This is a genomic window from Rhodoferax sp. RT5P35 (genome assembly GCF_056521385.1).
This window is the reverse complement of the sequence record NZ_JBWMAX010000001.1, coordinates 397,040-418,101: the sequence shown is the minus strand read 5'-3', so window position 1 is coordinate 418,101 and position 21,062 is coordinate 397,040. Positions and strand designations below refer to the sequence as shown.

The window sequence follows — 21,062 nt, the reverse complement described above, 5'->3', positions numbered from 1 at the left end:
TATTAAATTTATTACACAACAAGCCGACCGGTCTACTATTTTTATTGCACACAACTTACAACCTCACCAGGCTCACCATGAACAACTTTGATTTCCACAACCCCACCCATATCGTCTTTGGCAAAGACCGCGTTGCCGATCTCGCCACGCTGGTGCCCGCCACTGCCAAGGTGCTGATCCTGGTAGGCGGCTCCAGCGCCGAAAAAACCGGCACCCTGGCCGAAGTGCGCCAAGCCCTGGGCAGCCGTGCCCACGCCACCTTCACCGGCATCGAACCCAACCCCAGCTTCGACACCGCCATGCAAGCCGTGCAGCAGGTGCGTGAGAGCGGCTTTGACTTTTTGCTGGCGGTGGGCGGTGGCTCGGTAATCGACGCAGCCAAGTTCATTGCCGCAGCGGCCTTGTTTGAAGGCGATGCCTGGGACATTCTGCTCAAGGGCGGTGCCAACATCACCCGCGCCCTGCCCTTTGGCACGGTGCTGACCCTGCCCGCCACCGGCTCAGAAATGAACAAGGGCGGCGTGATCACCCGGCGCGACATCGGTGCCAAGCTGCCTTTCCGCAGCCAGCACGTGTACCCACAGTTCTCGGTGCTCGACCCCACTAAAACCTATACCCTCCCACCGCAGCAGCTGGCCAACGGCGTGGTGGACGCGTTCGTGCACACGGTAGAGCAGTACCTGACCTACCCGGTCAACGCACCGCTGCAAGACCGCTTTGCCGAAGGGATTCTGCAAACCCTCATCGACGTGGGCCCGCGCCTGCTAACGGCCCCCGAGCCGGTATACGACGACCGCGCCAACCTGGTTTGGGCCGCCACCCTGGCGCTGAACGGGCTGATCGGCTCGGGCGTGCCGCAAGACTGGTCTACCCACATGGTGGGCCACGAACTCACCGCCCTGCACAACATCGACCACGCCCGCACGTTGGCCATCGTGTTGCCCGCCATGCTGGAAGAGCGCCGGGTGCAAAAGCACGCCAAGCTGTTGCAGTACGGCGAGCGTGTCTGGGGCATCCGCAGCGGCAGCAGTGAAAACGAGCGCATCACCGCCACCATCGCCGCCACCCGCGACTTCTTTGAGCGCATGGGCATTCCTACCCGCTTGTCGGCCTACGGGCTGGGCGCGGAGGCCATCGACGTGCTGGTAGCCCAGCTCACCGAACACGTCATGACACGCCTGGGCGAACACGGCGACATCACGCCTGAAGTTAGCCGCCGTGTGCTGCAAGCCGCTTTGTAATTCCCTTAATAATCTCTTATCTCAACCCAAGGAAACTCTATGTCCAAAATCCTCATGGTGCTCACATCGCACGACCAACTCGGCAATACCGGTGCCAAAACCGGCTTCTGGCTGGAAGAATTTGCCGCGCCCTACTACGTCTTCCAAGATGCCGGTGCCACCATCACCCTGGCCTCGCCCCAAGGCGGCCAGCCGCCGCTGGACCCCAAGAGCGACGACCCTGGTTCGCAAACCGAGGCCACCCTGCGTTTCAAGGCCGACCCCGCCGCCCAGGCACTGCTGGCCGACACCCGCATGCTCGCCAAAGTGTCTGCCTCCGACTTCGATGCCGTCTTCTACCCCGGTGGTCACGGCCCGCTGTGGGACCTGGCCGAAGATGCCGCCTCGATTGCGCTGATTGAAAGCCTGCTGGCTGCGGGCAAACCGGTGGCGGCCGTGTGCCATGCCCCCGGTGTGCTGCGCCACGCCAAGGCAGCCGATGGCCAATCCATCGTGCGCGGCAAGTCGGTCACCGGCTTCACCAACAGCGAAGAAGCCGCTGTGGGCCTGACCGACATCGTGCCCTTCCTGGTCGAAGACATGCTGGTCGCCAACGGCGGCATCTATTCCAAAGGCCCGGACTGGCAGTCGTATGTGGTGACCGACGGCCTGCTGGTCACCGGGCAAAACCCCGCGTCGTCCGAAGCGGCGGCGCAGGCCTTGCTGCACAAGCTGGCGTAAAAAAAGAGGCCATAAACTTTGCCTCGCCAAAGCGCAAAACCGGCTGTGAACTGATAAGCTCAAGGCCGTAAAAACCTCTTAATTGACTGGAGAAAACCATGGCCAAAGGCGAGCAAAAAACCAACAAGGAATCGAAGAAGCCCAAGAAGGACACTTCGCCTCCCAAGCCCATTTCTACCGATGCTGTACGCCCCACCATCACCACCGTGGTGCCGGTGCGCGGCAAGTTGAAGAAGTAACTGAAAAAGTAACGCTTCCCACCCCCCAAAAAAGCCGCATCCAATGCGGCTTTTTTGTGCCCGCCAGCCCAGGATGTACTCAGATCCACACCGCCATGGGGGCTTCATCCATCCAGCGCGCAGCTTCTGCGGGGCTGAGTGGTTTTGCAAACAGGTTGCCCTGCAGTTCATGGCAACCCGACATACGGGCGATTTCGGCCTGCACCGGTGTCTCGATGCCCTCGGCCACCACATCCAGCCGCAATGCCACTGCCAGTTGGCAAATGGCGCGTACCACAGCGGCGGCATCCGGTGCGGGCAAAGGCTCGATCAGACCCCGGTCGATCTTCACCGACTGCAATGGCAGGCTGCGCAGCATGTACAGCGACGAGAAACCGGTGCCAAAGTCGTCTAATGCGACCACAATGCCCATCTCACGCAGTTGCTGCATTTGCACCCGCGCCTGGTCCATATCGGCTACGGCGGCACTTTCGGTAATCTCCAAGGTGATGCTGCGCGCAGGCAGTCCATGTTGGCGCAACAGCTGTTCGACCAAGGCGGGAAACCCACCGTCCAGCATCTGCAGCGGCGATACGTTAACCGCCACCGGCACCACCGAGTGCAACTGCTGTCGCCACAGCGCCACCTGCTCGCAGGCCAATGTCAGCAGCAGCAAACCCAGTTCGGCAATCAAACCGGTACGCTCGGCCACCGCAATGAACTCCACCGGGCTGACCCAGCCCACCCCGGGCCGGTGCCATCGGGCCAGGGCTTCAAAGCTGGTCAGGTGCCCGGTGTGGGCATCCACCTTAGGCTGGTAGTGCAGGCTGAATTCGCGCTGCTCGATACCCACCCGCAGCGCCTGCTCTTGCTCCAGCACATCGCTGGAGCCACGCTCGAACCGCGCCTCGGCTAGCGCCACCGAAGTACCCGGCGTGCGCTTGGCCGCGTGCAGGGCCGCATTGGCTGCGCGCAGCAGGGCCTCGGCATCCTCGGCATGCTGCGGGTACAGCGCAATGCCCATGGACACATCGATGAAAAGATTGCGCTGTGGCAATTCCAGCGGCCGCAGCAGCATTTGCTGCACTCGGCGTGCCATGCATGCGGCGGTGTCAACTTCTTTGTCGCCATCCTGGTACGGCAGGGCCAGTAACGCAAACTCATCCGCCCCCAGGCGCATCAGCTCGCAAGCCTCGCCCAGTTCGCGCACCAGCGCCGCCGCCAGCGCTTTCAGCACTTCATCGCCCAACGAATGGCCATGGGCTTCATTGAACAGCTTGAAGCGGTCCACCCCCAACAGCACCAGCCCAAACTCGGGCCGCTCTGGCAACGCCACACAACGCTGGCGCAGGCGTTGCAGCAAGGCGCTGCGGTTGGGCAGGCCCGTCAGTTCGTCGTGCGTGGCCTGGTACAGCAAAGCCTGGGTGGCATCGCGCCGGGCAGTCTGGTCGGTGACCAGAATCTGGATCGCCTGCGCGTCGCCCCACAGCGTGCGCCAGCCGGAAAACCGCAACCACACGGATGAGCCGTCTTTGCGGTGCCGCAGCCCCTCCCAGCACACATCGTCGGCAGTGCCATTTTCAATTTGCTGACAGCGCGCCCGTACCTGGTCGACTTCTTCGCGCCGCACGCCGTGCAGCAAACCGGCCACGCTCAGTTCCCGCTGGTGCCCAAACCCGTATAAGCGCAGCAACGCCGGATTGGCATAGCGCACCCGCTGCCCCACCAGCACCAGAATTCCCTGGTGGGAACGCTCTACCAGTTGATCAAACCGTTCGCGCAAGTGGCCCGACTCGGCCATTGCGCGGTCCAGGCTGGCATAAACCAGAGTCAAACCCAAAACCAGCCACAGCAGCGCACCGGCATTGGCCTGGAACACCAGCGCTGCCTCGCCCCACAATACAAAACCCAGTTGGTTGGTACCCAGCAGCACCAGCCACAGCCCGACCAGACGGTCGGCGGCCCTGCTGCGGCGCGCACCATGCGCCACCTGCCTGACCCGCCAGCCAAAAAACCGGCTGCTGCCCCGCAGCAGCAGCGCAATACTGCCAATCTGGCCCAAAACGGCCATGGACAGGCCCGGCAAAGACCATTGCGCATCGGCTTCGTGGCCCAGCAGATAGCCCATAGGTGCCAGAGACTGCAGCAGTTGCGACGCGCCCAGGTCCCGGATAAATAGCTGCGCCCGGTGTGTGTGCCACACCCACAGCAAGGCAGTCCCCATGGCTATTCCCACCACGGCATTGACCCAGAGCGAGTAGACAAGAACAGGACTGAATGCGGGGGACATCAAGAAAAAAACAAGGATTTATGTGTATGCACAGTAGGCCACCTATCGTAACCCGTCCACAAGACGAATTCCTAAACTTGCAGACGGGTAAAGAGATAGGACAGATGTCGCTCCAACCCGTAAACTGTTACAACTGTCCACCCATAAAAATATGGCTTACGCGGTACCGGGATGAGAGGCTTCTGGCCTGCCACACTGGCGTTGTGCAAGTTCTCCAACCCGTTTTCTAGCCGCCCCCAGCCTCCATGCGCCAGTCATCCCCTTCCGCATTGGTGCCCAGCACCCCTTCCAGCCTGGCCACCGACAGCCCGCCACCGGTCCCAACGCACCAGGTGATCCAGGAACTGCGCACCCACCAGGCCGAACTGGAAAGCCAGAACAAGGTGCTGCGCTACAGCCAGGCAGCATCCGAAGCGGCATCCGAGCGCTTTGAAACCCTGTTCTCCAGCGTGCCGCTGGCCTTGATGGTGGTGGATGACCACGACATGGTGGTGCAGAGCAACGCCATGGCGCAGCGCTTGTTCCAACCCACCGAACAAGACCGGCCGCTGCATTTCCTGATGCCCTTTGTCAGCCCTGGCTGCACCGAACAGGTGCGCCAGGCCTTCCGCGAAGCACGGGTCGACGGCCATTGCGAAGCCACCGAAGTGGTGTTCACCATCGGCCAGGACGGCGCGATGTCGGGCGACCTGCACATCGCCCGGCTCGACAGCGCGTCGGATGCCATCGCCCAGTACATCTGCGCCGTGGTAGACCAGGGCCCGCTGCTGGCCGAGCGCCGCGCCCTGCAGCTCAGCGCCACCGCTCTGCGCCAGCGCAACGAACAGCTGCGCTCCAGCGAGAGTCGGCTGGAGGCCATCATCAATTCAGCGCTGGATGCCATCATCTGCGTCGATAAAGACCAGCGCATTACCGTCTTCAACCCTACAGCAGCGGTGCTGTTCCAGTGCCCGCCCTCGCAGGCCCTGGGCAGCCTGCTGACGCGCTTTTTCCCTGAAGCCGGGCACGCACTGGCCTTGAACCAGATCTCCACCCAGGCATTTTTGGGCGAGATGGCGGCCCTGACGGCCAGCGGCAAGCGCCTGTCGGTCGAGGTCAGCGTGTCGTTCGAGCGCCACCCCAGCGGCGAGACCACCACGGTTTTCGCCCGCGACCTGACCAGCCGCAAGCGTGCCGAAGTGCAGCGCAGCGTGCTCGAAGCCCAGCTGCGCGAATCGCAAAAAATGCAGGCCGTGGGCACCATGGCCGGCGGGATTGCGCACGATTTCAACAACATCCTCAGCGCCATCCTGGGCAATGTGGAGCTGGCCAAGGAAGACGCTGGCCCCAACTCGCCCGCCCAGGTAAGCCTGCACGAGATCGAAAAAGCCGGTCGCCGCGCCCGCGACCTGGTGCGCCAGATTCTGACCTTCAGCCGCAACGAAGCCCCGCGCCGCGCCCCGGTAGCCCTGGCCGAGCTGGTCAGCGAAACCGAGCGCCTGCTGCGCGTCACCCTGCCCCCGGCCGTTGAACTGCACCTGCACATCGACCCCAACACCCCGGTGGTCATGGCCGACGCGGTGCAGGTACAGCAGGCCGTGCTGAATCTGTGCACCAACGCCATCCAGGCCCACGGCGACCAGCGCGGGGTGGTCAGCCTTGAACTGTCGGGCGTGGAACCCGACCTGCGGCTGTGCGACCGCCTCAACATCAGCCCCGGCTACTACGCCATGCTGACCGTGCTCGACAGCGGCAAGGGCATGGACGGCGAAACCCTGTTGCGCATTTTTGAGCCCTTCTTCACCACCAAGGAAGTTGGCCAGGGCACCGGCCTGGGCCTGGCCGTGGTGCACGGGGTGATGCGCAGCCACGCCGGTGCGGTCGATGTACAAAGCGCTCCCGCCCTGGGCAGCCGCTTCACCCTGTACTTCCCCGCCACCTCTCCGGATATGGCTCCGGATATGGCAGTGCCGCTGCCCCTGCCCGAGCCCGCGCCGGTCGCCAGCGAACAGGTGCTGGGCAAGCATGTGATGTATGTCGACGACGACCACGCCCTGGTGTTTTTGGTCGAACGCGTGTTGCGCCGACGCGGCTTTCGCGTCAGCGGCTTCTCTGATCCCAACAAGGCGGCCGCCGAGCTGCGCGTCAACGCCGGGGCCTACGACCTGCTGGTCACTGACTTCAACATGCCCGGCTACTGCGGCGTGGACCTGGTGCGCGAAGCCCAGCGTATCCGCCCCGACCTGCCCGTGGCCCTGGCCTCGGGCTACATCACCGCCGAGATCGAGCAAAGCGCCATCGCCGAAGGTGTCAAAGCCCTGATCCACAAACCCAACGACGTGGAAGAACTCTGTGCTACCGTGCAGCGCCTGATTCTGGACAACGCCGCCGCATGAGTACTGATATTCCCAATACACCACCCACCAAACAAGTCCGTAATCCGCTGCACGGCCTGACCTTGGAGGCCATCCTGACCGAGCTGGTTACCGCCTACGGCTGGGAGTCCTTAAGCCAGCAGATCAACATCCGCTGCTTCACCAGCGACCCCAGCATCGCCTCCAGCCTGAAGTTTTTGCGCAAAACCCCCTGGGCGCGCGAAAAGGTCGAGGGCTTGTTTTTATTCATGCAGCGCGAACAACGCCGTGGAAGATTGGCTCACCCCCAGGCTTCAGCGCAAACGCTAGTCCCCAACCCCCTTGCAGGGGGCGACGCCAGTGGCCCGGCAAAGCCGGTTCCACGGCATCCCTGAGCGTGTGTGTTCTGCCCGTAGCCGTGTGGCAGTAATGACAACAGACCTGGACACCGTATACGCCGACGACCACCTCCTCGTCTTCCACAAGCCCAGCGGCCTGCTCTCGGTGCCGGGCCGGGGAGACGACAAACAAGACTGCCTGAGCGCCCGCGCCCAGCAGGTCTACCCCGACGCGCTGGTGGTGCACCGGCTGGACATGGCCACCTCCGGCCTGATCGTGATGGCGCGCGGCATAGCCATGCAGCGCTTGCTGAACGCAGCCTTTGCGAACCGCGCGGTGGAGAAGCGCTACACCGCCGTAGTGGCGGGCCAACCCGATGGGGAGCACGGCCAGATCGACCTGCCCATCCTCGTAGATTGGCCGAACCGCCCGCTGCGCAAGATCGACCCGGACCACGGCAAACCGAGTTGCACCCGCTGGCGCGTACTAGAGGCAATGGACGGCAGCACCCGGCTGGAACTGGAACCCGTCACCGGCAGGTCGCACCAGCTGCGCGTGCACTTGGCCGCCATCGGCCACCCCATTTTGGGCGACGCGCTGTATGCCCCGCCCCGCGTGCAAGCCATGGCCAGCCGCTTGCTGCTGCACGCCAGCAGCCTGGCTTTACAACACCCGGTCACCGGCGTAGCACTGCGCTGGGACTGTGCGGCAACGTTTTGAGCCTGCAAACTATTTGCTACTGTATTAATAGCTACTAGTGCATAGCGAATGTGCACCAGAGGCACTTTCAATGCAAAACATACGGAATGTGCAGTGCCACTGGCATAAACTGTGCTGCCTTCGCTATGCCCCCTGATTGCAAGCCCATTACCCCTTAGCACCATGCAACCCTCCCGAAGCCTCGCGGCCTTCTCCTCTGTACTCGAAACCCAGGGCGCAGAAGCCGCCATCCATCACCTGAACGCAGGCGTGGCGCACCGCTTCACAGCGGTGTACCGACTCGACGATGGCATATTGCGCAATGTGCTGCTGTACGACAAGTTAGGCGAGATCCGCCCCGAGTATTTGGCCGAGATCCCTTTGGCCACCAGTTTTTGCCAGTTTGTTTTGCGCGACGGCGTTTTTCAAACCGCCAACACCGCCAGCGACCGGCGCGTGGACGGCCACCCTTACCAGGGTATTTTGATTTGTTACCACGGCGTGCCCCTGCTCAGCACCAAGGGCCAGCTTTGGGGCACCTTGTGCAATTTTGATATGCAAAAATTAACCCTGCCGGATGCGGAATTCGAGCTGCAACAGCAGGCGGCGAAGCTGTTGCCGCCTCATCTACCGCAGGTCTAATATTTAAGAGCCCTGGCCCGCTTGCAGCGCCTTGACTTCCTGCTCCAGCGCTTCGGTGGCATCCTCCAGCACTTTGGCAGATTCGGTCAGGCGTTTTTCCAGCGCGTCGGTACGGGCCACTGCTTCCACCACATCTTCGTGGTGCACATCTCCCGGGATTTGGGTATCCAGCACGGCATGCACTACACCCAACTCTTCCGCCACTTCTTTGATTTCTTCAGCCACCTGCTTGTGTTTGTCCAGCGCGTCGGCAATGGCATCGGCAGCAGACGGTTCAGCGGCTTGGAGGAGTCCGGGCAGATTGGGCAGGTTCATGGGCATATCGGTTGGCTTCGGGAGAGGGAGCGGCTGCAAGTGGCGCAATGGTCAAGTTTACGTCTGCACAGCCCCTGGCGGCCCAGAATCTACAGAAGCCGTGTGCCACAACCCCCATACGCTCCCGTATCCATAGCTATCTGCGCAGGCAGAACAAGCGCTAGAGGCTCTTTTTAAGCCTAAAACCTCGCCATTCCCCCGCTAGCGGACAATGGCGGCTTTACCCACTGCACTGCACCATGTTCACTGGAATCATCCAAGCCACCGCCACCATCGCAGCCCTGCAAGACCGCGACGGTATGCGCAGTTTCAACCTCACATTCCCCCCCGGCTTTTGCCAGGATCTGGCCATCGGTGCCAGCGTGTCGGTCGACGGCGTGTGCCTGACGGTGACCGAACTGGTATCTCCCACCGCCGCCGCGTTCGACGTAATGCTGCAAAGCCTGAACATCACCACCCTGGGCCGAACCACGCAAGGCAGTGCGGTGAATGTAGAGCGCGCCGCCAAGGAAGGGGCCGAAATCGGTGGCCACCCGCTATCCGGCCACGTGGATTTCTGCACCAGCCTCATCGACGTGCTGCTGACCGACACCAACTGCAAACTGCGCTTCGCGATTCCCGAAGCGTTTCGCAAATACATTTTCGCCAAGGGCTACATCGCCATCAACGGTGCCAGCCTCACCGTCTCGGAAGTCAACCGCCAAGAGGGCTGGTTCGAGGTCTGGCTGATCCCCGAAACCCGCCGCGCCACCACCTTTGGCCATATCCAGGCGGGCGACACGGTCAACATCGAGATCGAGCGCAGCACCCAGGTGGTGGTAGACACCGTGCGCGAAACCGTGGCCGAGAGCCTGGGCAAACTCCAGCCACTGCTGGAAGCCCTGTTGAAAGAAAAAGGCCTGTCGCTGGACGACTTTGTGGGCGTACCCAGCCTGCCCCAATAAATAGCGCACCGGTTCAAAAACTATACTTTTCATAGCTACTCGCGTAGGTAGAACATATGCCAGAGGCACTTTTTATGCTTAATTTCAACCTGCCACGCCGCCAAATCATCCAGGCGGCTACTGCCATCACCATAGGCGGCATGGCCCCCATGCTGCGGGCCCAGTCACCCGCCAGCGCCAGCCGGTTCCAGCAGGCGGTGCAGCAGATCGAAACCACCAGCGGCGGCCGCCTGGGCGTGGCCGTGCTGGACACCCAGACCGGCGCGGCTTACGCCTACCGCGGCGCAGAGCGCTTTGCCCTGTGCAGCACCTTCAAATTTCTGGCCGCCGCGCTGGTGCTGGCCCGGGTAGACCAGGGGCAGGAACAGTTGGCCCGGCAGATCACGGTGCAAGCGGCAGACATGGTGCCCTACGCGCCCGTAACCCAGCCACGCGTGGGCGGCCCACCCCTGACCGTGGCCGAACTCTGCGAAGCCGCCATCACCGTCAGCGACAACCCTGCCGCCAACCTGCTGCTGCACAGCTTTGGCGGGCCGCAAGCCCTTACCGCCTACGCCCGCAGCCTGGGCGACACCGCCACCCGGCTGGACCGCATAGAACCGCACCTGAACCAGGCCACGCCCGGTGACCCGCGCGACACCACCACCCCCGCCGCCATGCTGCGCACCCTGCAGCAGATCGTGCTGGGCGATGCCCTGTCGCCCGCGTCCCGTACGCTGATCACCCGCTGGCTGCTGGACTGCAAAACCGGCGACCGCAAACTGCGCGCCCTGTTGCCCGCAGGCTGGCGCGTGGCCGACAAAACCGGTTCCGGTGGCCACGGCAGCAACAACGACATCGCCGTACTCTGGCCGCCCGGCCGCAGCCCGGTGCTGGTCACCAGCTACCTGACCGACACCACGGCAACACAAGAGACGCGCGACCAGGCCTTGGCAGAGGTGGGGCAGCTGGTGGCGGCGCTGGTGCTCGCCGGGCCGGGTTAAGCCTTCACCACACCTGCGTACGCGCCGCCTCCAGCGCCCGCTGGTCGGCAAACCTGGCGGCCAGAAAGTCCAGAAACAGCCGCACCTTGGACGACAGGTGGTGGCGCTGGGGGTAAATGGCGTAGATGTCCGATGGCGAACCCTCCCAGCCCGGCAGTACCCGGCGCAGCTGCCCCGAGCGCAGGTAGGGCGCAACGTCCCATTCAGAACGCAGCAAAACACCGTGCCCGGCCAGCGCCCAGTCCACCGCGATCTCGCCAAAGTTGGTGCTCAAGCCGCCGTACACCTTCACCATTTCCTGGCGCTGCCCGTCCGACAGCTGCCAATTATTAAATGCCGAGTTGAATGCCGTGCTCTCGCGGATCACGATGCATTCGTGCGCGTGCAGGTCGCGCGGCGTGGCGGGCTCCGTCCGCCCCTGCAGGTACGCCGGGGCGGCGCACAGAAAGCGCCGGTTAGGGGCCATCTTGCGGGCCAGGATGCGCCGGTCCGGCGGCTCGCCGAAGTGGATGCCGATATCCATGGCGTGGGCCGTCAAATCCAGGGTCCGGTCGGTGAGCTGCAGCACGATTTCAACTGCCGGGTACAGCCCGCGAAACTCGGAAATCGCCGGGGATAGGTGGCGACGCCCAAAGCCAAAGGTGGCGTTGATGCGCAGCATCCCGTGCGGCACTTCGGCCCCCGCGGACAAAGACCGCTCCAGCCCCTCGATCCCGCGCAGCAGGCGGCCGCCCTCTTCCAGGTAGCGCTCGCCTTCAGGGGTCAGGCTCAGCCGCCGGGTGGTGCGGTTCAGCAGGCGCACGCCCAGCCGCTGCTCCAGCTGCGCCAGGCGGCGGCTCACCGCCGGGGGCGTGACCCCCAGCTCCAGAGAGGCCGCCGCCAGGCTGGGCTGGCGCGCCAAGATGGCGAAGAAGTTGAGATCGGGCGTATCCTTCATTCGTGCATATTAATACCGAATGAATTGCATCCTGGCCCATTGATGCATGGTGTAGAGCCTCATACCATCAGGACATTCCCACTCTGCCCATCCACCCCATGCTGCATGTCGCCCTTTCTGCGCTCTTGATGATGCTGCTGCTGGGTGCCGCGCTGGGATTTCTGGGCGGCCTGTTTGGCATTGGCGGCGGCATCGTCGCCATCCCGCTGCTCGCCGTGGGCTTTGGCATGGACCAAGCCGTGGCACAGGGCACCGCCCTGGTCATGATGGTGCCCAACCTGCTGATCGCCTGGAGGCGCTACAGCCAACGCCACCCCGTAGCCCGTAAAACCGCGCTGCAGATCGGCGCGCTGGCCTGCCTGACCACCTGGGTAGTCGCCCACGTGGCCACGCGCCTTGCGCCCGAAATCATGCGCACGGTCTTCAGCGTCTTTCTACTGGCCTTGGCCGTGCGCCTGCTGGCCAAAACCCCTGCCAGCCCCACCGCCGTTGCCCCCCCACCGCGCAGCCTGCGCTGGATGCCCCTGGTGGGCATGGTGGGTGGCGGTGCCATGGGCCTGCTGGGCGTGGGCGGCGGCCTGGTCGCCACCCCCATCTTCACCGGCTGGTTCCGCCAAAAACAGACCGTGGCCCAAAGCCTGTCCCTCGCCCTGGTGGCGCCCAGCTCCATCATTGCCCTGATGGCCTACAGCGCCGCGCACCGGGTGGACTGGGAAATGGGCCTGCCCCTGGCCATCGGCGGCCTGTTCACCGTCTCCGCCGGGGTGGCCGTGGCCCACCGCCTGCCGGAAAAGCGCATGCAGGCGGCGTTTGCATGGATGGTGCTGTGTACGGCGGTGTGGATGCTGGTGAAGCCGTTTGTGTTGGGGTGAGGTGCGCGCGAGCCGATGCCCGCGTCAAACCCGGCATCGGCACCCCACTCACAGATGGTTAAAGAACTTCGGCACCGCCTGCCAGTCGCCGCTGCGGCCATTTACGTACTGGATTGGCAAAGCCACCAGCTCTGCGTCGGAAATACCCGCGAGTCAGCCCAGATTGACGCCGTAAATCTTTCCAATCGGCGTATCGGTGCCGATGCCAAAGGCCCGCACGCCGCAGTGCTTGCAAAAGTAATACTGGTTCTTGCGGGTGTTGAGCAGGTACAGGCTGAGGTCGGTCTCTCCGGCCAGCAGGTGAAAGCCCTCTTCACGGGCCACCGCGGGCCAGAAGCGGGTGCGGTTACCGATGGAACAGTTGCAGCGGTAGTTATCAAGTTTCGTGCAATTATGTCCATCCTCACTGGCGCATCGCGCGGCATGGGCTTGGCTATGGCCGAGTAGCTGCTACTATTTTTACTTATCAATAATAGATCGAAAAATATATGTTCCTGACTTTAATGTGGAGTGCAATCAGCACCTTGAGCATCGCTCTTTTGACCATCATTGTTATTCCTCTAGCTATCGCTTGCTATGTATTTTTTAATGTAATTACCGTTGCCTGGTTTTCAAGAAACTTGGGCACCTGGTTCCAAAGTCTTTTAATTTTTTTACTAAATCAATTTAGAGCATTATCAACGACTCGCATCTGGGCGACTTTTCTACTGCACTCTACAGCTATCGTCGTATTGCTCATAGCATTATCTAGTCCAATAGAAATTTTCTGGCTACCATTGGTTTTTTTCGGTTATGTCTTTTTCGTCTCAGCGCTGACGCTGTCACTTTTTGCACAGTTACCTTATTTTCGAGCACTTTGGGATGATACTTTCTTTAAAATCGCGGTGATAGCCATCCCGATCTTGATCCTTTATTTGGCAAAGGGATACGCCGCTCTCTGGATCGGAGACTTACTGAAAATGAGCGCCTCGAACGCACCTATGGCGTACCTTGCAGCAACCAGCTTTTTGCTACTTTGCTCCGTTGCATTACTATTATTTGGAGCCGCCATCGCATTTGAAATACTATGTATTGTTGCTCCCTTATTTACCTCAAAAAAGGGGCGCACCAGCTCATCTTAAATAAGCACTCTTGCCATATTGACTTCTTTAGATAAGCATCCAAATCGGAGGGAGAAAGTGCATATGCGCAGGATAGCTAAAAGATTAGAACTTCCCGCACTTTTTCTAATTACTTTCCTGGCTTGTTTCGCCGGCATCCATGCCAGTGTATCAATGGCAATTGGTCGTCATGGCGAAGTTGTCTTATCAGCAATTGTTTTTGAGTTCGATGCAACTCCGGCTGATCGTTGCGAGCTTACAAAGTCTGAGACACTATTAGTAGATTCAAATGAAACAAGTGAATCCATCTTAAAAGCACTGTTTTTGTCTAGCTCCCAAGAAAAGGCAATTCTTGTAATGCATGCAGTTGATTTGTTCAAACCGATTCATTTAAAAGAACTCAAATCCGAGACTTCTTCGTTGAGAAAACTCACTTTTGGTCGAATCGTTAAATGCTATGAACCAAGTGACTTATCAATGCCACGAACTCAAAGCCAATAATTTTCACTATATATTTAATAGCATATTATGCAGACCAAACTTACGCAAACGTCCCGCTTTACCACCCCCCACCACCTCACCATCCTCACCGGCGCATCGCGCGGCATGGGCCTGGCCATGGCCGAGCAACTGCTGCAGGCGGGCCACCATCTGGTGTGCATCTCGCGGCAAACCAATGCGCAGCTGGTTGCCCCGGTGGGCAGCGCGCTGGAGCAGTGGCAGGCGGATCTGGCGGACAGCCTGCCGGTGGCGCAGCGGCTGGGCACCTGGCTGCAACAGCAAGACCCGGCGCGGTGGGCCAGCGCGACGCTGATCAATAACGCGGGCACTTTGGCGCAGCTCACGCCGCTGCGGGATGCCGACGCGGCGGACCTGGCGCAGGCGCTGCGGGTGGGGCTGGAGGCACCGATGCAGTTGACAGCGGCGTTCTTGGGGGCGACGCGGGGCTGGCCGGGGCAGCGGCGGGTGTTGAATATTTCGTCAGGGCTGGGGCGGCGGGCGATGGCGGCATCTGCCGCCTATTGCGCGGCCAAGGCGGGGATGGACCACTTCACGCGCTGCGTGGCGCTGGACGAGGCGGGGCAGGTGAATGGGGCCAAGCTGTGCTCGCTGGCACCGGGGGTGATCGATACCGACATGCAGGCGCAGTTGCGCGGGGCGGATGCGGGGACGTTTGCGGACCAGGGGGCGTTTGCCGATTTGCACCGCAAGGGGCAGCTGACATCGCCGGGAGATGCGGCAGCGCGGGTATTGGCTTATTTGGGGCGGGGGGATTTTGGGAGTGAACCGGTGGCGGATGTGCGAGGGTGAACGGCTGCAGTGTCTAACCGCCAATAGGGGTCGGAGCCCAAATGCGGTCTGCGGTACTTATCGATAGCAGCGGTTTTCCGCGCAATTGGGATCCGACCCCTATTGGCTACCGCCGCTATGCATCCAGTAGCTGCTCATGCTTATTCAATGAGCGCTAGCGGCCTAAAAAGCATATACCTACCGCACAGACACACCTTCGTGAAACAGCGCGGAACTGGCTCCGCCAGGCCGCTGCGGTTGCCCCCTGCAAGGGGGGGGCGAAAACACGCAGTGTGTAGCCTGGGGGTGTTCAATAAATCTCAGGCACCACAATCTCCTGCGGCACGGCGTTGCGGATGTAGTCCTCGTGGCGCTCGCGTTCGGGAAGAACGATGGCGGGGTGCTCGGTTTCCTGGTACGGCATTTGCTGCAGCAGGTGGTGGATGCAGTTCAGGCGGGCCTTCTTTTTGTCTACGGCCTGCACCACCCACCAGGGGGCTTCGGGGATGTGGGTGCGCTCCAGCATCACCTCTTTGGCCTTGGTGTATTCCTCCCAGCGGCGGCGGGATTCCAGGTCCATGGGGCTGAGCTTCCACTGCTTCAGCGGATCGTGGATGCGGCCCAGAAAGCGCAGGTGCTGCTCCTGGTCGGAGATCGAAAACCAGTATTTCACCAGCTGGATGCCGCTGCGCACCAGCATGCGCTCGAACTCAGGCACGGTGCGGAAGAACTCTTCGTACTGGTCGTCGGTGCAAAAGCCCATCACCCGCTCCACCCCGGCGCGGTTGTACCAGCTGCGGTCAAACAGCACGATTTCGCCAGCGGCGGGCAGGTGCGACACGTAGCGCTGGAAGTACCACTGGGTGCGTTCACGGTCGTTGGGTGCGGGCAGCGCAGCCACGCGGCAGACGCGCGGGTTCAGGCGCTGGGTGATGCGCTTGATCACGCCGCCCTTGCCTGCGGCATCGCGGCCTTCAAACAAGATCACCACCTTGTGGCCGGTGGCGACCACCCAGTCTTGCAGCTTGACCAGCTCGGCCTGCAGGCGAAACAGCTCGCGGAAATACTGGCGGCGGGCTTCTTTTTGGTCTTCGGTGGTGGGATCAAAGTCAGCGTCCGTGCCAGTCAGCATGCGATCGTCCATTTCCAGCTCCAGCTCCTCGTCGTAGCTGTCGATCAGGTCGCGGTGCATGCGCTGCACCATGTCGTCGTTGGCGTTCAAGGGCTTCTCCAAGTGCAAATAATGCTACGGTAGCCCGCGCATGTGTCAATGGCATGACAAAACTATGTCAGCAAGTTCCTCAAATTGTTTGACCTGAATTTGGTCGAAGATAAGACTTGTATGGCAGAAGTGTGCGGCCTACCATCCGCCACCGACCGCGCTCTATCGACGGTTGGACATAAAAGGAGACAAGTTTTGCCATTCGGAATGGACATGTCTGTCGATGAAACGACCCTGTTGCAGACCATTTTTTGGTCGGTGGGTGCGTCGCGTCTGGCCCTGGCCGAGCGGCTGGATTTTTCTAAAAGCAAAACCAACAGCCTGGTCGCCGCCCTGCTTGACCTGGGCTTGTTGACCGAAACCGGGTTGAAGGCCTCCAGCGGTGGCCGCCGCCCGGAGACGGTGCAAATCAACCCCAGCCTGGGCGTACTGGTTGCCGCAGACCTGGGCGCCACCAGCCTGGACATCGCCATCCTGCGCCCCGATTTATCTGTACTGGCCCGCCACTCCGAAACCGCCGACGTGCGCGCAGGCCCCGGCCTGGTGATGGCCCGGGTGCGGGTGTTGATGCGTGAGCTGCTGGCCCAGTGCGCTGCCACGCCGCAGCAGGTGATTGGCATCGGCATGGGCGTACCCGGCCCGGTGGACTTTGCCAGCGGCCAGCTGGTCAACCCGCCGCTGATGCCGCAGTGGGACAGCTTTTCCATCCGCGACGCGCTGCGCGAAGACTTTGCCGCGCCAGTGTTTGTAGACAACGACGTGAACACCATGGCCCTGGGCGAACTGTGGCGGCTACAACGCAGTTTGCAGAACTTTCTGGTCATCAAGGTGGGCACCGGCATTGGCTGCGGCATCGTCTGCCACGGCGAGGTGTACCGGGGTGCCAACGGCTCGGCAGGCGACGTGGGCCACATCTGCGTAGACACCGCCGGGCCGCGCTGCCACTGCGGCAACCTGGGCTGCGTGGAAGCCATGGCCGCAGGCCCGGCCATCACCCGCATGGCGCTGGAGGCTGCCGCATCCGGCGAAAGCGCCCTGCTGGCCGCCTGCCTGGCCAACACCGGCACCATCACCCCAGAAGATGTGGGCAATGCCAGCCGCCATGGCGACGCGGCGGCGAACCGCATCATCCAGCACAGCGGCAATTTGATCGGCCAGATGTTGGCCTCGGTGGTGAATTTCTTCAACCCCTCGCACGTATTCATCGGCGGCGGCATCACCCGCATCGGGCCGCTGTTTTTGGCCTCGGTGCGGCAAAGCGTATACCAGCGCTCGCTGGCCTTGTCCACCCGGCACCTGGAGATCCAATACACCCCGCTGGCCGAGCAGGCCGGGCTGGTGGGCGCAGGCGTACTGGCGATGCAAGAGACCTTAAAAAACAAAGGAAGCCCGCGATGAGCGTGAACGTGGAATTTGACAATGTCGTCAAAGAGTTTGGCCCGGTGCGCGTGCTGCACGGCGTGAGTTTTGCCTTGCAAGCGGGCCGCACCGTGGGCCTGCTGGGCGAAAACGGCGCGGGCAAGTCCACCCTGATGAAGATTTTGGCCGGTTTCGAAGTGGCCACTGGCGGCACCCTGCGCATCAACGGCCAACCCATGCAATTCACCACCTCGCGCCAAGCCGAAGAGCAAGGCATTGTGCTGATCCACCAGGAATTCAGCCTGGCCGAAGACCTGACGATTGCACAAAACCTGTTCCTGGGCCACGAGAAGAAAAAAGGGTGGCTGCTGGACGATGCCACGATGCAAACCGAGGCCGCCAAGGCGATCGCCCAGGTGGGCCTACAGGCCGACGTGAACACCCGCGTCAAGCACCTGATCGTGGCCGAAAAGCAGCTGGTGGAAATTGCCCGCGCGCTGCTCCGCAAGGCCCGCCTGCTGATCATGGACGAGCCCACCGCCACCCTGACCCCCGGCGAAACCAAGCGCCTGTTTACGCTGATGGCACAGCTCAAGGCCGACGGCGTGACCCTGGTCTACATCTCGCACAAGCTCGACGAGGTGGAACTGGTGACCGACGAGGTGTTAGTGATGCGCGATGGCCGCTTTGTGGCCCGCGAGGAAACCAAGAACCTGACCCGCCAGCAAATGGCCAGCCTGATGGTGGGCCGCGAGCTGACCGACCTGTACCCGCCTAAGTTTCCAATTTTTGCCCCGCACGCGCCCGCCGCTTCGCCCATGCTCAAAGTCACCGGGTTGACGGTGCCCGGCTGGACCACCGATGTGAGCTTCGAGGTACGCCCCGGCGAGATCCTGGGCTTTGCCGGGCTGGTAGGCGCGGGCCGCACCGAGCTGTTTGAAGGCCTGCTGGGTCTGCGCCAGCGCACGGCGGGCCGCATCGAGCTGCAAGGCTGCGTCACCGACATCAAAAGCCCCCGTGCCGCCGCCCAGCAGGGCCTGACGTATCTCAGCGAAGACCGCAAGGGTAAAGGCCTGCACGTGCACTTTGGCCTGCGCGAGAACCTGACATTGATGGCGCTGGAGCGCTACACCCACCCATTTCTGGACCCGCAGGCCGAAATGGCCGCACTGAAAACGGCCGTGATTGATTACGGCATCCGCACCGGCGACCTGCAAAGCAAAGCCGCCAGCCTGTCAGGCGGCAACCAGCAAAAGCTGGCCCTGGCCAAGGTGCTGCACCCGCAGCCCAAGGTAGTCGTGCTGGACGAGCCCACGCGCGGCGTGGACGTGGGGGCCAAGCGCGACATCTACTTTCTGGTGCAGCGGCTGGCCCGCGAGGGGCTGGCCGTGGTGGTCATCTCCAGCGAGCTGATGGAGCTGATAGGGCTGTGCCACCGCGTGGCGGTGATGCGCGGCGGCCAGTTGCAAACCGTTTTAGAAGAACACCAGTTAACCGAACAGGAACTCATCCGCCATGCCACAGGAAGCCATTAAATCCCCCCGCACCGCCACCCACTGGATCGGCCGTCTGCACGGCATGGGCCCGGTCATCGGCCTCGTCCTGCTGCTCATCGCGGGCACGCTGCTGAACAGCAACTTCGCCACGCTGGACAACGCCATGAACGTGCTGACCCGCACCGCCTTCATCGGCATCATCGCGGTGGGTATGTGCTTTGTGATCGTCTCCGGCGGTATCGATTTGTCGGTGGGGTCGATGGCGGCGCTGATCGCGGGCAGCGTGATCATGTGCATGAACACCCTGGGGCCGATGCTGGCCTCACCCGTGCTGGTGGTGGTGCTGGGTATGGCCCTGGCGCTGGTGCTGGGGGCGCTGTTTGGCCTGGCGCACGGCCTGCTGATCACCAAAGGCCGCATCGAGCCCTTCATCGTGACGCTGGGCACGCTGGGCATCTTTCGCGCCTACCTGACCTACTTTGCCAACGGCGGCGCGATCACCCTGGACAACGATTTATCGGACGTGTACAGCCCCGTCTACTACGCCAGCCTGCTGGGCGTGCCGATTCCGGTGTGGGTGTTTTTGGTAGTGGCGCTGCTGGGCGGCGTGATCCTGAACCGTACCGCGTTTGGCCGCTACGTGCAGGCGATTGGCTCCAACGAGCAGGTGGCCCGCTACGCCGCAGTGGACGTAGACCGCATCAAAATTTTGACTTACGTGCTGCTGGGCGTGTGCGTGGGCATTGCCACCCTGCTGTACGTGCCGCGGCTGGGCTCGGCTTCGCCCACCACCGGCCTGCTGTGGGAGCTGGAAGCCATTGCCGCGGTGATCGTGGGCGGCACGGCGCTCAAGGGCGGCGCAGGCAGCATCACCGGCACGGTGGTGGGTGCCATTTTGCTGTCGGTCATCAGCAACATCCTGAACCTGACCAGCATCATCAGCGTGTACCTGAACGCTGCCGTGCAGGGCTTTGTGATCATTAGCGTGGCATTCATGCAGCGCTCTAAACGTTAGATTTCCAACCCGGTAGCCGCAAGCTACTTTTTATCCACCTGTAGGAGACAAAACCATGAAAAAAATGACCCGTAGACTCGCCCTCACCGCCGTGGCCCTGGCCGCCCTGGCCACCGTGCCCAGCTTCGCGCAGGAAAAAGTCGTGCTGGGCGTGGCCATCCCCGCCGCCACCCACGGCTTCACCGGCGGCATCGTGTTCTGGGCCAACCAGGCCAAGAAAGACCTGGAAAAGGCCCACCCCGGCCTGCAGGTCATCGTCAAGACGGCCTCTGGTGCGCCCGAGCAGGCCAACCAGTTGCAGGATTTGCAGACGGTGAACAAGATCAATGCCCTGGTCATCTTTCCGTTTGAATCGGCATCGCTAACCAAGCCGGTGGCGCAGGTGAAAAGCAAGGGCGTGTACGTCACCGTGGTGGACCGTGGCCTGACCGACACCAGCGCGCAAGATGCCTACATCTCGGGCGACAACACCGCCTTTGGCAAGATCCCCGGCGACTACCTGGTCAAGGCCATGGGCGGCAAGGGCAACATCGTCGTCATGCGCGGCATTGCCACCACCCTGGACAACGAGCGCATGGATGCCTTCAACGCCGCCATCAAGGCCAGCCCCGACATCAAGCTGCTCGATGCCAAGTACGCCAACTGGAACCGCGACGATGCCTTCAAGGTGATGCAAGACTACCTGACGCGCTTCAAACAGATCGACGCGGTGTGGGCCGCCGACGACGACATGGCCGTTGGCGTGCTCAAGGCCATCGACCAGGCCAAACGCACCGACATCAAAATCGTCTTCGGTGGCGCGGGTGCCAAGGGCATGATCAAAACCCTGATGGACGGCAAAGACCCGCGCATCCAGGCCAACGTGTCGTACTCGCCCAAGTTCATTTACGACGCGATCAAGCTGACGGCCGAAGCGCGGCTCAAGGGCGAAAAGCTGCCAGCCACCTACATCATCCCGTCGGTGCTGATCACCAAAGAGAACGCCAGCCAGTTCTACTTCCCTGATTCGCCGTTTTAAATTGGGCGCACCCCCAGGCTTGCCCACTT

At 62.0% G+C, this 21,062-nt stretch carries 22 protein-coding genes; 17 read left to right on the top strand and 5 right to left on the bottom strand.

Features of this window, described 5'->3' with window-relative positions; translation table 11 throughout:
- Window positions 1-77 precede the first annotated feature (77 nt).
- The 3 genes from AC097L_RS01825 to AC097L_RS01815 all read left to right on the top strand — a co-directional run bounded on the left by AC097L_RS01825 (window position 78) and on the right by AC097L_RS01815 (window position 2,200).
- Entirely contained in the window at window positions 78-1,241 is a 1,164-nt protein-coding gene (locus AC097L_RS01825; protein WP_479584398.1) for an iron-containing alcohol dehydrogenase, read from the top strand.
- Window positions 1,242-1,280: 39 nt separating this feature from the next.
- Complete coding sequence (locus tag AC097L_RS01820) at window positions 1,281-1,961, top strand: type 1 glutamine amidotransferase domain-containing protein (protein ID WP_479584397.1); 681 nt, start codon at window positions 1,281-1,283, stop codon at window positions 1,959-1,961.
- Window positions 1,962-2,059: 98 nt separating this feature from the next.
- Complete coding sequence (locus AC097L_RS01815) at window positions 2,060-2,200, top strand: hypothetical protein (protein ID WP_295956492.1); 141 nt, start codon at window positions 2,060-2,062, stop codon at window positions 2,198-2,200.
- 79 nt (window positions 2,201-2,279) lie between these two features.
- On the opposite strand, the gene AC097L_RS01810 is transcribed toward AC097L_RS01815, so the two are convergent.
- Entirely contained in the window at window positions 2,280-4,469 is a 2,190-nt protein-coding gene (locus AC097L_RS01810; RefSeq protein ID WP_479584396.1) for a putative bifunctional diguanylate cyclase/phosphodiesterase, read from the bottom strand.
- Between the two features lie 245 nt (window positions 4,470-4,714).
- Between AC097L_RS01810 and AC097L_RS01805 the strand changes: the two genes are divergently transcribed.
- From AC097L_RS01805 to AC097L_RS01790, 4 genes are all read left to right on the top strand, one after another.
- Entirely contained in the window at window positions 4,715-6,844 is a 2,130-nt protein-coding gene (locus tag AC097L_RS01805) for a PAS domain-containing hybrid sensor histidine kinase/response regulator (RefSeq protein ID WP_479584395.1), read from the top strand.
- The gene (locus tag AC097L_RS01800) at window positions 6,841-7,197 is read left to right on the top strand and encodes a VF530 family protein (protein ID WP_479584394.1); all 357 of its coding nucleotides are present in this window, start codon (window positions 6,841-6,843) and stop codon (window positions 7,195-7,197) included. Before AC097L_RS01805 ends, AC097L_RS01800 begins: the two co-directional genes overlap by 4 nt.
- 34 nt (window positions 7,198-7,231) lie before the next feature.
- A complete protein-coding gene (locus AC097L_RS01795) occupies window positions 7,232-7,861 on the top strand; it encodes a pseudouridine synthase (RefSeq protein WP_479584393.1) in 630 nt (209 codons plus the stop codon).
- A 162-nt stretch (window positions 7,862-8,023) separates the two neighbouring features.
- Window positions 8,024-8,482, top strand: coding sequence for a guanylate cyclase (locus AC097L_RS01790; protein ID WP_479584392.1), 459 nt, complete (start codon window positions 8,024-8,026; stop codon window positions 8,480-8,482).
- Window positions 8,483-8,485: 3 nt separating this feature from the next.
- Here the strand turns inward: AC097L_RS01790 and AC097L_RS01785 are convergent, their stop codons facing one another.
- Complete coding sequence (locus AC097L_RS01785) at window positions 8,486-8,803, bottom strand: hypothetical protein (protein ID WP_479584391.1); 318 nt, start codon at window positions 8,801-8,803, stop codon at window positions 8,486-8,488.
- Between the two features lie 233 nt (window positions 8,804-9,036).
- Here AC097L_RS01785 and AC097L_RS01780 point away from each other — a divergent pair, with 233 nt between their 5' ends.
- Window positions 9,037-9,741: a riboflavin synthase subunit alpha gene (locus AC097L_RS01780; protein ID WP_479584390.1), complete on the top strand. Its 705-nt coding sequence runs from the start codon at window positions 9,037-9,039 to the stop codon at window positions 9,739-9,741.
- An 89-nt stretch (window positions 9,742-9,830) separates the two neighbouring features.
- The gene (bla, locus tag AC097L_RS01775; protein ID WP_479584460.1) at window positions 9,831-10,724 is read left to right on the top strand and encodes a class A beta-lactamase; all 894 of its coding nucleotides are present in this window, start codon (window positions 9,831-9,833) and stop codon (window positions 10,722-10,724) included.
- A gap of 4 nt (window positions 10,725-10,728) precedes the next feature.
- On the opposite strand, the gene AC097L_RS01770 is transcribed toward bla, so the two are convergent.
- On the bottom strand, window positions 10,729-11,661 hold the full coding sequence (locus AC097L_RS01770) for a LysR family transcriptional regulator (protein ID WP_479584389.1): 933 nt from the start codon (window positions 11,659-11,661) through the stop codon (window positions 10,729-10,731).
- Between the two features lie 98 nt (window positions 11,662-11,759).
- Between AC097L_RS01770 and AC097L_RS01765 the strand changes: the two genes are divergently transcribed.
- Window positions 11,760-12,533: a sulfite exporter TauE/SafE family protein gene (locus AC097L_RS01765; protein WP_479584388.1), complete on the top strand. Its 774-nt coding sequence runs from the start codon at window positions 11,760-11,762 to the stop codon at window positions 12,531-12,533.
- Window positions 12,534-12,686: 153 nt separating this feature from the next.
- Here AC097L_RS01765 and AC097L_RS01760 read toward each other — a convergent pair whose 3' ends face one another.
- Complete coding sequence (locus AC097L_RS01760) at window positions 12,687-12,857, bottom strand: GFA family protein (protein WP_479584387.1); 171 nt, start codon at window positions 12,855-12,857, stop codon at window positions 12,687-12,689.
- A gap of 164 nt (window positions 12,858-13,021) precedes the next feature.
- Here AC097L_RS01760 and AC097L_RS01755 point away from each other — a divergent pair, with 164 nt between their 5' ends.
- From AC097L_RS01755 to AC097L_RS01745, 3 genes are read left to right on the top strand one after another with little or no spacing between them, the layout of a single operon-like run.
- A complete protein-coding gene (locus AC097L_RS01755; protein WP_479584386.1) occupies window positions 13,022-13,654 on the top strand; it encodes a hypothetical protein in 633 nt (210 codons plus the stop codon).
- Window positions 13,655-13,672: 18 nt separating this feature from the next.
- Window positions 13,673-14,134 (top strand): hypothetical protein, encoded by a 462-nt coding sequence (locus AC097L_RS01750; RefSeq protein WP_479584385.1) that lies wholly within the window; start codon window positions 13,673-13,675, stop codon window positions 14,132-14,134.
- Between the two features lie 27 nt (window positions 14,135-14,161).
- Window positions 14,162-14,944 (top strand): SDR family NAD(P)-dependent oxidoreductase, encoded by a 783-nt coding sequence (locus tag AC097L_RS01745; protein ID WP_479584384.1) that lies wholly within the window; start codon window positions 14,162-14,164, stop codon window positions 14,942-14,944.
- Between the two features lie 289 nt (window positions 14,945-15,233).
- On the opposite strand, the gene ppk2 is transcribed toward AC097L_RS01745, so the two are convergent.
- On the bottom strand, window positions 15,234-16,127 hold the full coding sequence (ppk2, locus tag AC097L_RS01740) for a polyphosphate kinase 2 (protein WP_479584459.1): 894 nt from the start codon (window positions 16,125-16,127) through the stop codon (window positions 15,234-15,236).
- A gap of 231 nt (window positions 16,128-16,358) precedes the next feature.
- Here ppk2 and AC097L_RS01735 point away from each other — a divergent pair, with 231 nt between their 5' ends.
- From AC097L_RS01735 to AC097L_RS01720, 4 genes are read left to right on the top strand one after another with little or no spacing between them, the layout of a single operon-like run.
- On the top strand, window positions 16,359-17,543 hold the full coding sequence (locus AC097L_RS01735; protein WP_479584383.1) for an ROK family protein: 1,185 nt from the start codon (window positions 16,359-16,361) through the stop codon (window positions 17,541-17,543).
- Window positions 17,540-19,039, top strand: a complete 1,500-nt coding sequence (locus AC097L_RS01730; RefSeq protein WP_479584382.1) for a sugar ABC transporter ATP-binding protein — start codon at window positions 17,540-17,542, stop codon at window positions 19,037-19,039. The genes AC097L_RS01735 and AC097L_RS01730 overlap by 4 nt, the downstream gene beginning before the upstream one ends.
- Entirely contained in the window at window positions 19,020-20,015 is a 996-nt protein-coding gene (locus AC097L_RS01725; RefSeq protein WP_479584381.1) for an ABC transporter permease, read from the top strand. Before AC097L_RS01730 ends, AC097L_RS01725 begins: the two co-directional genes overlap by 20 nt.
- A gap of 55 nt (window positions 20,016-20,070) precedes the next feature.
- Window positions 20,071-21,033 carry a substrate-binding domain-containing protein gene (locus AC097L_RS01720; protein ID WP_479584380.1) on the top strand — a complete coding sequence of 321 codons (963 nt, stop codon included), beginning with the start codon at window positions 20,071-20,073 and terminating at the stop codon, window positions 21,031-21,033.
- The last annotated feature ends 29 nt before the right edge of the window (window positions 21,034-21,062 follow it).